The organism is Franconibacter pulveris (assembly GCF_056780215.1).
Window position 1 is genome coordinate 813379 of sequence record NZ_CM165555.1, and the last position, 13186, is coordinate 826564.

Annotated in this window: 14 protein-coding genes; 5 read left to right on the forward strand and 9 right to left on the reverse strand. The window is 59.5% G+C overall.

The genetic code is table 11. The annotated features are described in order from the left end of the window. Positions 1 to 12: 12 nt before the first annotated feature. From ACU4F7_RS03880 to ACU4F7_RS03895, 4 genes are all read left to right on the forward strand, one after another. Positions 13 to 939: an ABC transporter ATP-binding protein gene (locus ACU4F7_RS03880; protein ID WP_029591179.1), complete on the forward strand. Its 927-nt coding sequence runs from the start codon at positions 13 to 15 to the stop codon at positions 937 to 939. Beyond that, positions 936 to 1706: an ABC transporter permease gene (locus ACU4F7_RS03885; RefSeq protein WP_024558156.1), complete on the forward strand. Its 771-nt coding sequence runs from the start codon at positions 936 to 938 to the stop codon at positions 1704 to 1706. Before ACU4F7_RS03880 ends, ACU4F7_RS03885 begins: the two co-directional genes overlap by 4 nt. A gap of 105 nt (positions 1707 to 1811) precedes the next feature. After that, positions 1812 to 2243, forward strand: coding sequence for a PTS sugar transporter subunit IIA (locus tag ACU4F7_RS03890; RefSeq protein ID WP_029591178.1), 432 nt, complete (start codon positions 1812 to 1814; stop codon positions 2241 to 2243). Positions 2244 to 2302: 59 nt separating this feature from the next. Next, the gene (locus ACU4F7_RS03895; RefSeq protein WP_481638069.1) at positions 2303 to 3550 is read left to right on the forward strand and encodes a polysaccharide deacetylase family protein; all 1248 of its coding nucleotides are present in this window, start codon (positions 2303 to 2305) and stop codon (positions 3548 to 3550) included. A gap of 45 nt (positions 3551 to 3595) precedes the next feature. On the opposite strand, the gene panD is transcribed toward ACU4F7_RS03895, so the two are convergent. From panD to thpR, 9 genes are all read right to left on the reverse strand, one after another. Continuing rightward, positions 3596 to 3976, reverse strand: a complete 381-nt coding sequence (gene panD / locus ACU4F7_RS03900) for an aspartate 1-decarboxylase (RefSeq protein ID WP_024558153.1) — start codon at positions 3974 to 3976, stop codon at positions 3596 to 3598. 96 nt (positions 3977 to 4072) lie between these two features. Next, entirely contained in the window at positions 4073 to 4927 is an 855-nt protein-coding gene (gene panC, locus ACU4F7_RS03905; protein ID WP_481638070.1) for a pantoate--beta-alanine ligase, read from the reverse strand. A gap of 13 nt (positions 4928 to 4940) precedes the next feature. Further along, positions 4941 to 5735 (reverse strand): 3-methyl-2-oxobutanoate hydroxymethyltransferase, encoded by a 795-nt coding sequence (gene panB, locus ACU4F7_RS03910; RefSeq protein WP_029591175.1) that lies wholly within the window; start codon positions 5733 to 5735, stop codon positions 4941 to 4943. Positions 5736 to 5825: 90 nt separating this feature from the next. Further along, positions 5826 to 6305 carry a 2-amino-4-hydroxy-6-hydroxymethyldihydropteridine diphosphokinase gene (gene folK / locus ACU4F7_RS03915; protein ID WP_481638071.1) on the reverse strand — a complete coding sequence of 160 codons (480 nt, stop codon included), beginning with the start codon at positions 6303 to 6305 and terminating at the stop codon, positions 5826 to 5828. Beyond that, positions 6302 to 7699 (reverse strand): polynucleotide adenylyltransferase PcnB, encoded by a 1398-nt coding sequence (gene pcnB / locus ACU4F7_RS03920; RefSeq protein ID WP_208855877.1) that lies wholly within the window; start codon positions 7697 to 7699, stop codon positions 6302 to 6304. The genes folK and pcnB overlap by 4 nt, the downstream gene beginning before the upstream one ends. Before the next feature lie 50 nt (positions 7700 to 7749). Beyond that, the gene (gluQRS, locus tag ACU4F7_RS03925) at positions 7750 to 8646 is read right to left on the reverse strand and encodes a tRNA glutamyl-Q(34) synthetase GluQRS (protein ID WP_481638072.1); all 897 of its coding nucleotides are present in this window, start codon (positions 8644 to 8646) and stop codon (positions 7750 to 7752) included. Between the two features lie 73 nt (positions 8647 to 8719). Next, the gene (dksA, locus tag ACU4F7_RS03930; protein ID WP_007749299.1) at positions 8720 to 9175 is read right to left on the reverse strand and encodes an RNA polymerase-binding protein DksA; all 456 of its coding nucleotides are present in this window, start codon (positions 9173 to 9175) and stop codon (positions 8720 to 8722) included. A gap of 178 nt (positions 9176 to 9353) precedes the next feature. Further along, on the reverse strand, positions 9354 to 10058 hold the full coding sequence (sfsA, locus tag ACU4F7_RS03935) for a DNA/RNA nuclease SfsA (RefSeq protein WP_029591172.1): 705 nt from the start codon (positions 10056 to 10058) through the stop codon (positions 9354 to 9356). A gap of 10 nt (positions 10059 to 10068) precedes the next feature. Beyond that, a complete protein-coding gene (gene thpR / locus ACU4F7_RS03940; protein ID WP_024558146.1) occupies positions 10069 to 10596 on the reverse strand; it encodes an RNA 2',3'-cyclic phosphodiesterase in 528 nt (175 codons plus the stop codon). Between the two features lie 73 nt (positions 10597 to 10669). Between thpR and hrpB the strand changes: the two genes are divergently transcribed. After that, positions 10670 to 13099 carry an ATP-dependent helicase HrpB gene (gene hrpB / locus ACU4F7_RS03945; protein ID WP_481638073.1) on the forward strand — a complete coding sequence of 810 codons (2430 nt, stop codon included), beginning with the start codon at positions 10670 to 10672 and terminating at the stop codon, positions 13097 to 13099. Positions 13100 to 13186: the final 87 nt, after the last annotated feature.

A 13186-nucleotide genomic window follows, 5' to 3' on the forward strand; every position in this document is an offset into this window, starting at 1 on the left:
AAGCGAATATCCATGACAATAGCACTGGAACTGGAGCAATTAAAGAAAACCTACGCAGGCGGGGTACAAGCGCTGCGTGGGATTGATTTAAAAGTGGAGGCGGGAGATTTTTACGCGCTGCTTGGCCCAAACGGCGCGGGCAAATCCACGACCATCGGCATCATCAGCTCGCTGGTGAATAAAACGTCCGGGCGCGTTCGGGTGTTTGGCTATGATCTTGAGCGTGACGTGGTGAACGCCAAACGCCAGCTCGGCCTCGTGCCGCAGGAGTTTAACTTCAACCCCTTCGAGACGGTGCAGCAGATTGTCGTCAACCAGGCGGGCTACTACGGCGTGGATCGTCGCGAAGCCGTCGCGCGCAGCGAAAAATACCTTAATCAGCTCGATCTGTGGGGAAAACGCAACGAACGTGCGCGTATGCTCTCCGGCGGGATGAAGCGCCGTTTGATGATAGCCCGCGCGCTCATGCACGAGCCGAAGCTGCTGATCCTCGATGAACCAACAGCGGGCGTGGACATTGAACTGCGCCGCTCCATGTGGGGCTTTCTTAAAGATCTCAACGACAAAGGCACTACCATCATTCTCACCACGCACTACCTGGAAGAGGCGGAGATGCTGTGTCGCAACATCGGCATCATCCAGCGCGGCGAGCTGGTGGAAAACACTTCGATGAAGTCGCTGCTTTCCAAGCTGAAATCAGAAACCTTTATCCTCGATCTGGCGTCGAAAAGCCCGCTGCCGAAGCTTGACGGGTACCAGTACCGGCTGGTGGATACCTCTACGCTGGAAGTGGAAGTGCTGCGTGAGCAGGGGATCAATAGCGTCTTTAACCAACTGACGGCGCAGGGAATTCAGGTATTAAGCATGCGTAACAAAGCCAACCGTCTCGAAGAGCTGTTTGTCACGCTGGTGAACGAAAAACAAGGAGACCACGCATGATGCAGCTTTACTGGGTGGCGCTAAAAAGCATCTGGGCCAAAGAGATCCACCGCTTTACCCGAATCTGGGTGCAGACGCTGGTGCCGCCGGTCATCACCATGACGCTTTATTTCATTATTTTTGGCAACCTGATTGGCTCGCGTATCGGCGAAATGCATGGCTTCACCTACATGCAGTTCATCGTGCCGGGGCTGATTATGATGGCGGTGATCACCAACGCGTATGCCAACGTCGCCTCGTCGTTCTTCAGCGCCAAATTCCAGCGCAATATTGAAGAGCTGCTGGTCGCGCCGGTGCCAACGCACGTGATTATCGCAGGTTATGTGGGCGGCGGCGTGGCGCGCGGCCTCTGCGTCGGCATTCTGGTTACGGCGGTTTCGCTCTTCTTTGTGCCGTTCCAGGTTCACTCCTGGCTTTTCGTCGGGCTGACGCTGCTGCTCACCGCCGTGCTTTTCTCGCTGGCCGGCTTGCTGAACGCCGTGTTCGCGAAAACCTTTGATGACATCAGCCTGATCCCGACCTTCGTGCTGACGCCGCTGACTTACCTCGGCGGGGTGTTCTATTCGCTGACGCTGCTGCCGCCGTTCTGGCAGGCGCTGTCGCATTTAAACCCGATAGTCTACATGATTAGCGGTTTCCGCTTCGGTTTTCTCGGCATCAGCGATGTTCCGCTGCTCTTTACCGTTGCGGTACTGGCGGCGTTTATCATCGTCTTCTACCTGCTGTGCTGGTATTTGATTAGCCGCGGACGCGGTCTGCGCACCTGAAAAAAAGCCCTCCCGTCGCGGAGGGCTTTTTCTTTCTGTTGATGCATATCAGCCCTGCGATTTCTCCCTGGGGTAAACTGCCCGCCTGAAATAAGGAGATACGCTATGTTGGGGTGGGTTATCGTCTGTCGCGGCTACGCGGCGCAGGAAATGCAGGCGGCGCTGGAAGAAAAAGCGGGCGCGCTGACGCAGTGCCGGGCGGTGAATGTGCAGGAAGGGCTAAGCGCCAACATGCTGAGCCGCATGCTTTGCGACGCGCTGCACGAAACCGACAGCGGCGACGGCGTTATTTTCTTCACCGAAGAGAATGGCGGCACGCCTTATCGCACCGCCGCGCTGTTAAGCCACAAGCATCCCCACTGTGAAGTTATCTCGGGCGTGACGGTTGCGCTGCTGGGCGCCGCGGTTGCATGGCGAGAAACGCTGACCAGCGAATCTTTTCGCTTGAAAATTGTGGAGCAGGGCGGCGAAAACGTCAGCAGCCTCTGGCACCAGCAACAGAAAAACCCGCCCTTTGTGCTCAAACACGCGCTGTAATTGCCGGTGGGTTTGTTAAACTGGCGGCCACTCGCTTCACTCTGGTTCTGTGCTTCATCATGTTGACTCGTCTTCTGTTTAGCCTGTTGCTGTTATGCGCAGGCGCCGCTTACGCAGGCCCGTTTGTCGGCCAGCCTGTGCCGCCGCAATATATGCAAACCACGCAGGATGCCGATATCTGGGCGCAGGTCGGGGACCAGGTCATCTCGGTGGGCACGATAGAAGAGGGGCAAATTATCGCCGTTTCGCCGATGGCGGCGGACTATTACGAGTTCCGTTTCGGCTTCGGCACCGGGTTTATCGATAAACAGCATCTGGAGCCGGTGCAGGGCAAACAGCGGGTGCAGGACAGGCTGGGCGATCTGAATAAGCCGCTCAGCAACCAGAACCTGCTCACCTGGCAGGATGTTACCGTCTATAACGCCCCGGACAGCCGCAGCGCGCCGTTCGGCACGCTCGCGGAAAACCTGCGCTATCCGATTATCGGCAAGCTTAAAGATCGTCTGAACCAGACCTGGTATGAGGTTCGCATCGGCAACCGCCTGGGCTATATCAGCAGCCTTGACGCGCAGCAGGATAACGGCATTCCGGTGCTGACGTACCATCATATCCTGCGCGACGAAGAGAACACCCGTTTTCGGCACACCTCCACCACCACTTCCGTGCGCGCGTTCAACAACCAGATGGCCTGGCTGCGCGACAGAGGCTATGCGACGCTGTCGATGTATCAGCTGGAGGGCTACGTGCGAAACCGCATGAATCTGCCCGCTCGCGCGGTGGTGATAACCTTCGACGATGGGCTGAAATCGGTAAGCCGCTACGCGTACCCGGTACTGAAGCAGTACGGCTTTAAAGCCACCGCCTTTATTATCTCTTCCCGCATTAAAGGCCGCCCGCAACGCTGGGACCCGAAGTCGCTGCAGTTTATGAGCGTTTCTGAACTGCGAGAGATAGCCGATGTGTTCGATATTCAGTCCCACACCCATTTTCTTCATCGCGTCGATGCGCTGCATCACCCCATTCTGTTAAGCCGCAGCTATCACAATGTGCTGTTTGACTTTGAACGTTCGCGCCGCGCGCTGGCGCAGTTCAATCCGCACGTGCTCTATCTTTCATATCCATTCGGCGGCTATGACGAGAAAGCGGTAAAGGCGGCCAACGACGCCGGTTTTCATCTGGCGGTCACGACGGTGAAGGGAAAAGTAAAGCCGGGAGACAACCCGTTCCTGCTTAAGCGGCTCTATATTTTGAAAACGGACTCGCTGGAGACCATGGCGAAAATCATTACGAACCAGCCGCAGGGGTAACGCTCAGATACAACAAGGCCCTCGCGAAGAGGGCCTGGAAGGAGCTCAGGCAACCTGAACCGGTACGGCTTTCGCCTTGCGCTTCATTTCGTTATCACCTTCGAAATACGCGACTTTCGGTTGCCAGGCGCGCGCTTCGGCGTCCGGCATCGTGACATAGCTTGCGATGATAAGAATATCGCCCACATCCGCGCAGTGCGCCGCAGCGCCGTTAACGGAGATGATTTTTGAACCGCGCTCGCCGGCGATGGCGTAAGTTGAGAAGCGTTTGCCATTGGTAACGTTGTAGATATCAATGGCTTCATATTCCAGAATACCCGCCGCCTCAAGGAAATCCTGGTCAATGGCGCAGGAGCCTTCGTAATGCAAGTCCGCCTGAGTCACTTTGACGCGATGCAGCTTGCCCTGCAGCATTGTGCGAATCATAAATAGAACCTTGTTTACCAGAACGATATCAGCGCGGCGTTTACCGCCGCACCAGGAATTTATCCCGGGCAGTATTGCCCGTTTTATACCCTCTGTCTACTGGGTTAATTCCACGGTCTGATTGTCTATCAGCCGTGCCTGACCGAGCCACGCCGCCATCAAAATAACCGCGCGCGCACTCTTGTCATTCAGCTCCAGCAGCGTGTCGGCGTCGCGAATTTGCAGGTCGTCCGGACGGAAGCCTTTCTCGCTCAGCTCCTGCGCCGCCGCCGCCAGCATCTCGTCCTGGTTACGCTCGCCCGCGCGCAGCTTCTGCGCGATGGCGTTCATCACTTTGCTAAGGGTAGGGGCGATTTTCCGCTGATCGCTGGTGAGATAGCCGTTGCGCGAACTCAGCGCCAGGCCATCTTTCGCGCGTACGGTCGGCACGCCGACGATGTCGATGTCGTAGCCCATGTCCGCGACCATCTTGCGAATCAGCGCCAGCTGCTGGTAATCCTTCTCACCAAAGCAGGCGATATCCGGCTGCACCAGGTTAAAGAGCTTGCTCACTACCGTGGAGACGCCGCGAAAATGGCCCGGACGGCTGGCGCCTTCCAGGATGGAGGAGATGCCGGGCACTTCAACAAAGGTCTGCTCGCCCATGCCTTTCGGGTAAACCTCTTCCGGCGTGGGCGCGAATACCATGTCCGCGCCGCGGCGGTTCAGCTTCTCGCAATCTTCCTGCAGCGTGCGCGGGTAACGCGCCAGGTCGTCGGCGCGGTCAAACTGCATCGGGTTGACGAAAATACTCACCACCACCACATCGGCGCGGGCTTTCGCTTCGTCCACCAGCTTCATATGACCGTCGTGCAGGTTACCCATGGTCGGCACCAGCGCCACGCGTTTGCCTTCCATGCGAAAGCGGCGAATATGCTGGCGCAGCAGCGGTAAGGTTTCAATAATCAGCACAACCGTACTCCTGTCAGTGGAAACTGTGTTCTTCGCCCGGATAGGCGCCGGACGTTACTTCAGCAATATACTGGCGCACCGCGGCGCGCATATCGCCCGCTTGCGCGAGAAAGTTTTTCGCAAATTTAGGAATGTGGCCGCCAGTGATGCCGAAAGCGTCGTGCATCACCAGAATTTGGCCATCGGTAACGTTGCCTGCGCCGATGCCGATAACCGGAATGGAGAGCGCGTCGGTGACGCGTTTAGCAAGCTCCACCGGCACACACTCCAGCACCAGCAGCTGCGCGCCCGCTGCTTCCAGCGCCAGCGCGTCATCCAGCAGCGTTTGCGCGGCCGCGTCGTCGCGGCCCTGCACTTTATAGCCGCCAAAAATGTTGACCGACTGCGGCGTCAGCCCCAGATGGCCGCAAACCGGCACGGCGCGCTCGGTCAGCATGCGCACGGTCTCGGCGAGCCAGCGGCCGCCCTCAATCTTCACCATGTTGGCGCCCGCGCGCATAACGGTCGCGGCATTTTCAAACGCCTGCTCCGGCGTGGCGTACGCCATAAACGGCAGATCGGCGAGCAGCAGACACTGCGGCGCGCCGCGGCGTACCGCGCGGGTGTGGTAGGCAATCTCGTCAACGGTGACCGGCAGCGTGGAGTCATGGCCCTGTACGGTCATGCCCAGCGAATCGCCCACCAGCATTACGCCAATGCCTTCTTCGGCAAACAGCTTCGCGAAGCTGTAGTCGTAGGCGGTAATGGTGGCGAAGCGGGTCTTTTCCTGTTTCCAGCGACGCAGCTGGGAGATGGTTGTCGGTTTCATAACAATCCCGAAATTTGAAAATGAAACGTAGTGTAATCGATTGCCAGAAACGTGGATAGCCACACTTTTAGCGTGGCTTTTTTGGGGGTTTTACCAGCGGGAAATGCCCGTCTGGTCAAGCGTGGCAAGCACGCCCGCCAGCGGCGCGCCGTCGGGGAAGCGCAGCGTGGGCGCAATCTCGCTCAGCGGCAGCAGCATGAAAGCGCGGTTTTTCATGTCGTAGTGGGGCACCGTCAGACGCGGCGTGTTAATCACCTCGTCGCCGAACAGCATGATATCGAGATCGAGGGTGCGCGGCCCCCAGCGTTCCGCTTTGCGCACCCGACCCTGCTCCCGTTCAATGCGCTGGGTGTGGTCGAGCAGCGCGTCGGGAGCGAGGGCGGTTTCCAGCGCCACGGCGGCATTCAGGTAATCAGGCTGATCCTGCGGGCCGAGCGGCGGAGTGCGGTAGAAGTTGGACTGCGCCAGCAACCGACTTTGGGCGATCGCCGCGAGCGCGGCAATCGCCGCGTTGACCTGATCGAGCGGCGAAGCGAGGTTGCTGCCTATCGCAATATAGGCGATGGTCATGCATTGCCTTCACGGCGCGGCGCGCGACGGCGGGGACGACGGTTGCGGCGACGCGCTTCCGGTTCATCGCCAAGGTCGTTCAGCATGTCTTTTTGCAGCGGCGGCGCGGCGGACTGGAACTCACCCCACCAGCGGGCGAGGCGCTGCAGTTCGGCGTTACTTTCCGCCTCGGCGCGCAGCGCCAGCAGATCGTAAGCGGCGCGGAATTTCGGATGCTCCATCAGCTTCCACGCGCGTTTGCCCTGGCGGCGTGACAGGCGCAGCTGCAGCTGCCAGATATCACGGATAAGCGTGGTGATGCGCTTTGGAATGGCGAGCGAGCGGCACGCTTCGTCCAGCACGTCGTTCATCGCCAGCGCGAAAGCGTCATAATAGGCAAGCCCGCTCTCCTGGGCGATTTTCTGCGCCGTCTCCAGCTGCGGATACCAGAACATCGCAGCGAACAAGAACGCCGGGTTCACGCGCATATCGTTATGAATGCGCGTATCGGTGTTCTTCAGCACCTGAGCGATAATGCGCTCCATCGGACTGTCGCCCTGCTCGGTAAAGTAGCGGTTGATGACGGGGAACAGCGGCTGGAACAGGTTGTATTCGCAAAGCAGCTTATAGGTGGCGAAGCCATAGCCCGCCTGCAGCAGCTTCAGCGACTCTTCAAACAGGCGCGCGGGCGGCACGTCGTTTAACAGCGTGGCGAGACGTGGGATAGGCTCAGCGGTTTCTGCGCTGATGCGCATATCGAGCTTGGCGGCGAAACGCACCGCGCGCAGCATGCGCACCGGGTCTTCACGGTAGCGCGTTTCCGGGTCGCCAATCAGGCGAATCACGCCTTCCTGCAGGTCGCGCAGGCCGCCGACATAATCGCGGACCGTGAAATCGGCCACGCTATAGTAAAGGCTGTTAATGGTGAAATCGCGACGCTGGGCGTCTTCTTCAATCGAGCCGAAGATATTATCGCGCAGCAGCATGCCATTCTGGCCGCGCTGCGAAATAGCGCGGTCGCTCTGGCTCTCTTCGTGATGACCACGGAAGGTGGCGACCTCAATGATTTCCGGCCCGAACATCACGTGAGCGAGACGGAAACGGCGCCCTACCAGCCGACAGTTGCGAAACAGTTTGCGAACCTGATCGGGCGTGGCGTTAGTCGTGACGTCGAAATCTTTCGGTTTTTTGCCAAGCAGCAGATCGCGCACGCCACCGCCGACGAGGTAGGCTTCATAGCCTGCTTTATTCAGACGGTAGAGCACCTTGAGGGCATTTTCACTGATATCTTTGCGGGAAATAGCGTGCTGTTCACGCGGGATAATCGTCATGGCTGGTTGCACGGTGGCCTCTTCAACCACGCTCTCCTCGCGGTTTAACACCTTACGGCAAAAATTAGCGACTCGGGTAAAAATAGTACACCTCGGTAGTGAGACTCTGGACAAAAAACAGCGGCTAATATAGCTCAGTGCGGCGCGTTTGAGAATGCCGGATTCACCGCAGCTGCCGCAGGCACCCTTGACAACGCCCAGTTTCGCACCGCTTCGTTAAGCAAAGCGGCGAGACTCAGCTCCCGCATGGCTTGCGTGACCGGCTGGTTTAAGAAGCTTAACGCCGCCAGCAATACCGGGCGCGGGTCGTCGTGGCTCAGGGCTGGCGCATGGTTCTGCTTCGACAGCTTATTGCCCTGCGCGTTAAGCGCCAGCGGCAGATGCACGTAGTCCAGAACAGGCCAGCCAAACTGCCGGTAAAGCGAAATTTGCCGCACCGTGGGTTCGATTAAGTCCGCGCCGCGCACGATTTCCGTCACGCCCTGGAAATGATCGTCCACCACGACCGCCAGGTTATAAGCAAAAAGGCCGTCGCGGCGGTGGATGATAAAATCCTCACGCGCCAGCGCTTCGTTGGCGACAATATGCCCTCGCAGACGGTCGTCAAACGCCAGCACCGGATGCTGCTGAACAAGGCGCGTGGCGGCGTTTTCCGGGCCGTGATGCAGGTTTCGGCAGTGGCCGTCATAAATCCCGCCGATTTGCTGTATGCGGCTGCGGGGACAGGTGCAGTAGTAGCTCAGACCCTGTTCGCGCAGGAAGGCGAGCGCTTCGCGGTAGGCTTCATGGCGGGCGGACTGGTACAGCACTTCGCCATCCCAGTGCAGGCCGTAATGCTCCAGCTGGCGTAAAATTGTCCCGGCGGCGCCAGGCACTTCCCGCGGCGGATCGATATCTTCGATGCGCACCAGCCAGCGACCCTGCTGTGAGCGGGCCTGAAGATAGCTGCCAAGCGCGGCGATAAGCGAGCCGAAGTGCAGTTCGCCGGAAGGCGAGGGGGCGAAACGGCCAATATAGGGTTGCGAGGACATGGTTTACATAAGACAGAAAAAAACAAGGCGGGAGAAGCTCCCGCCAGTGATAAGGTCAGATAACCGTAAGCCGTTAGCCAGCCATCTGTTTTTCGCGGATTTCCGCCAGCGTTTTGCAGTCGATGCACAGATCGGCTGTCGGACGCGCTTCCAGGCGACGAATACCGATTTCCACACCGCAGGATTCGCAGTAGCCGAAATCTTCGTCTTCTACTTTTTTCAGGGTTTTTTCGATCTTTTTGATCAGCTTGCGTTCGCGGTCACGGTTGCGCAGTTCGAGGCTGAATTCCTCTTCCTGAGCGGCTCTGTCCACCGGATCAGGGAAGTTGGCAGCTTCGTCCTGCATGTGCGTAACGGTGCGATCGACTTCATCCCTGAGTTGATTACGCCACGCTTCAAGAATTCGCTTGAAGTGCGCCAGCTGGGCTTCGTTCATATACTCTTCGCCCGGTTTCTCTTGATACGGCTCCACCCCAGCGATGGCGAGAATACTCAGGGACGATGTTTTACGGTTTTGCCCTTCTTGCATGTTGCTTCTCCTTAACACGCACTATCGATCCCCTTGTCGGGGGAAAAATCAGGCCGCTATAAATAGCAGAAGCTTTTCCGGATAGCAATTATCTAAACGTTACACTTGACAACCCTGTGAGGAAAAGCGTATTCGCATACGCGACCAGAACGGTTAAACAACAATTCTTATCAAAAGTTTATAAGTTGACCGCTAACGGCGACGTTAACGTCATCGCGGTAGCCGAAAGCGAAGCTTTCCACGCCATCACTTCCACCCCACTGCGCAGCGCTTCTTCCAGAAGCCCGGCGTACCGGGGGTCGATATGGCGAGCGGGAGCAACCTGGCCGATAGCGGAGTGCAGCACCGCGAATAACAAAACGGCGCGTTCGCCGCTGGCCGCCACGCTCATCAGCTCCCGTAAATGCTTCTGACCCCGTACCGTTACCGCGTCGGGAAAGTAGCCCGATCCCTGTTCCGATAGCGTTACGGATTTCACCTCAATATAGCAGTTAACCCTGTAATCCGCCTGCAACATAAAGTCGATGCGGCTGCGCTCCGCCCCATACTTTACTTCGCTCTGAATCGAGGTATAACCGGCCAGTTCCGGCAGGCGGTTTTCCACCAGCGCCTCCTTCACGAGCGCGTTGGCCCGTAAAGTATTAACGCAGATAAGCGAACCGGTTTGGGTTTCGGTTAATTCCCAGGTATGCGGGTATTTTCTCGTCAGGTTCGGCGAGGTGGAGTACCACACGGTGTCGCCGGGCGTGGCGCAGCCGGTCATCGCGCCCGTATTAGGGCAATGCAGCGTCAGCGTCTCGCCTTGCGGCGTGATCACATCGGCGAGAAAACGCTTATAGCGCTTAATCAACGTGGCGGATTGCAGGGGAGGGGTAAATTCCATTTCGCTTCCTTTATTTAAGCAACCAGCGATCGACTGGCTTGTAACGCGTGCGTCCCTGTTCGAACAGCGACTCATAGAGCACGAAAGCATCAACAGGGAACGTCCAGCCAAAGCCTGGCGGCGGCAGCGCAACCCGGTGCTGAGCGTTGCGCAGTAATGTGACATGCGGATGAAAGGGCTGCGGCGACTGCGCGCAGCCGCTGCGTGCGGCCTGGGCGCGCAGCAGATTCGCCAACTGCAGCAACCCTCTCGGCGCCTGGCGCGGGCCAAGCCAGACGACCCGCGAGCGCGGCCAGTGGCCGGCGTCGTCCAGGCGAAGCTGGAAAGCGGGCTGAGCGATGCGGCCCGCCTGGGCGGCGAGTATCCGCTGCTTCTCCTCGCTCACGTCGCCCAGGAAAGCGAGCGTAATGTGCAGGTTGGCCGCCGCTACCGGGCGCCCCGCTTCAACGGGAAACTGTTCGGCGCGCCAGCGCACGATGTGCTGCTGAATATCCCCGGGTATTTCAAGCGCGAAAAACAGGCGTTTAGACTCTGACATAGCGTGACTCGGTGAATGAAGAGGCGAGATGCTACAATGCTCTCCTTATTATGTTAACCCGCTGGAGCCTTTTGTGTCGTCATTGCCGGTCGCCGCCGTACTGCCTGAACTTCTCACCGCCCTGCAACACGCCCCGCAGACCCTGCTTATCGCCCCCACCGGCGCCGGGAAATCGACCTGGCTGCCGCTGCAAATTTTACAAAAGGGCGGGTTGAGCGGGCGTATTCTGCTGCTGGAGCCGCGCAGGCTGGCGGCGCGCAACGTGGCGCAACGGCTTGCCGAACTGCTGGGCGAAGCGTGCGGCGAAACGGTAGGCTACCGCATGCGCGCTGAAACGTGCGTTGGGCCGAATACGCGTCTTGAGGTAGTGACGGAAGGCATTCTTACCCGGCTTATCCAGCGCGACCCGGAGCTTAATGGCGTTTCGCTGGTGATCCTTGATGAATTTCATGAGCGAAGCCTGCAGGCGGACCTCGCGCTCGCGCTGCTGCTGGATGTGCAGCAGGGGCTGCGCGACGATCTCAGGCTGCTGATTATGTCGGCGACGCTGGACAACGCGCGTCTGCAACAGCTGCTCCCCCAGGCGCCGGTGATCGTGTCCGAGGGGCGGGCGTTTGCCGTCGAGCGCCGTTACCAGGCGCTCAGCGCCCACCAGCGCTTCGACGACGCGGTGGCGCAGGCGGTGAGCGGGCTGCTGCGGGAGGAGCGCGGCTCGCTGCTGCTCTTTTTGCCAGGCGTGGGCGAGATCCAGCGCGTGCAGGAGCAACTGACCGAACGCGTCGCCTCCGATGTGCTCCTCTGTCCGCTCTACGGCGCGCTGCCGCTGAGCGAACAGCGCAAAGCGATTCTGCCCGCGCCGCCGGGCTTTCGCAAAGTGGTGCTGGCGACCAATATCGCCGAGACCAGTCTTACCATTGAGGGCATTCGTCTGGTGGTGGACAGCGCCCAGGAGCGGGTGGCGCGCTTCGATGCCCGTACCGGCTTAACGCGGCTGGTGACGCAGCGGGTAAGCCAGGCTTCCATGACCCAGCGCGCAGGCCGCGCCGGGCGTCTGGAAGAGGGCATCTGCCTGCATCTTATCGGCAAAGAGCAGGCGGAGCGCGCGGCGGCGCAGGGCGAACCGGAGATCCTGCAAAGCGATCTCAGCGGCCTGCTGCTGGAGCTGTTGCAGTGGGGATGTCGGGATATCAGCGAGCTTAGCTGGCTCGATACGCCGCCTGCGGCTAACCTTCAGGCGGCGCGGACGCTGCTAAGCCAACTGGGTGCGCTGGAGAACAACGCGCTTACGGCGCGCGGGCGTCAGATGGCGCAGCTTGGCAACGACCCGCGTCTGGCCGCAATGCTGGTCGGCGCTGGCGATGCGGACGAACAGGCTACCGCCGCCCGTCTCGCCGCGCTGCTGGAAGAGCCGCCGCGCGGCAGGGAGAGCGATCTGCGCGGCGCCTTTGCCCGCAACCAGAGCAACTGGCAGGCGCGCGGCAACCAGCTGCTTAAGCGATTAAAATCGTCCGGCGGTAGAGGCGACATTTCTCTGGCCGCCGGGCTGCTGGCGCAGGCGTTTAGCGATCGCATCGCCCGCCGCCGCGGGCTGGATGGCCGTTATCAGCTCGCCAACGGCATGGGGGCGATGCTCGATCAGGACGATGCGCTCTCCCGCTACGAGTGGCTTATCGCGCCGCTGTTGTTGCAGGGCGGCAACACGCCGGACGCGCGTATTTTGCTGGCGCTGCCGTTCGACCTCGACGCGCTTATCGCTGACTATCCGCACCTGTTGCAGCAGAGCGATTCAGTCGAGTGGGACGAAGCCCAGGGAACGCTGAAGGCGTTTCGCCGCTGGCGGCTTGGGCAACTGGTGGTCAAGACGCAGCCGCTGTCGAAACCCTCAGAAGAAGAGCTACACCAGGCGATGCTTAACGGCATTCGCGAAAAAGGGCTTTCGGTGCTTAACTGGACGCCGGAAGCAGAACAGCTACGTTTGCGTCTGGCCTGCGCCGCCCGCTGGCTGCCGGAGCATCCATGGCCTGCGGTGGATGACGAGGCGCTGCTGGCCTCGCTTGAGAAATGGCTGCTGCCGGAGATGAACGGCGTGCATTCGCTGCGGGCGCTAAAAAACCTTAACCTTACGGTGGCGCTTAACCATCTGCTGGAGTGGTCATTACGTCAACGGCTGGATAGTGCATTGCCAACTCATTACACTGTGCCGACCGGAAGCCGTATAGCCATTCGTTATGACGCCGATAACCCGCCAGCGCTGGCGGTGCGGATGCAGGAGATGTTTGGCGAAGCCGCAACGCCGGTCATTGCACAGGGGCGGGTACCCCTGACGCTGGAGCTGCTTTCGCCTGCCCAGCGGCCGTTGCAGATAACCCGCGACCTGGCCGCCTTCTGGCGCGGCGCTTACCGGGAAGTGCAAAAAGAGATGAAGGGACGCTACCCGAAACACGTCTGGCCGGATGACCCGGCCAATGCGCAACCCACGCGCCGCACGAAGAAGTATTCGTAACGCAACGGGAGCGTTCGCCTTTTAATTTGAGAGCTTTCTTCTTTCGCGCGGGTGCGGAAGAAACAAGAATCAGGCCCTTGCGCCTGA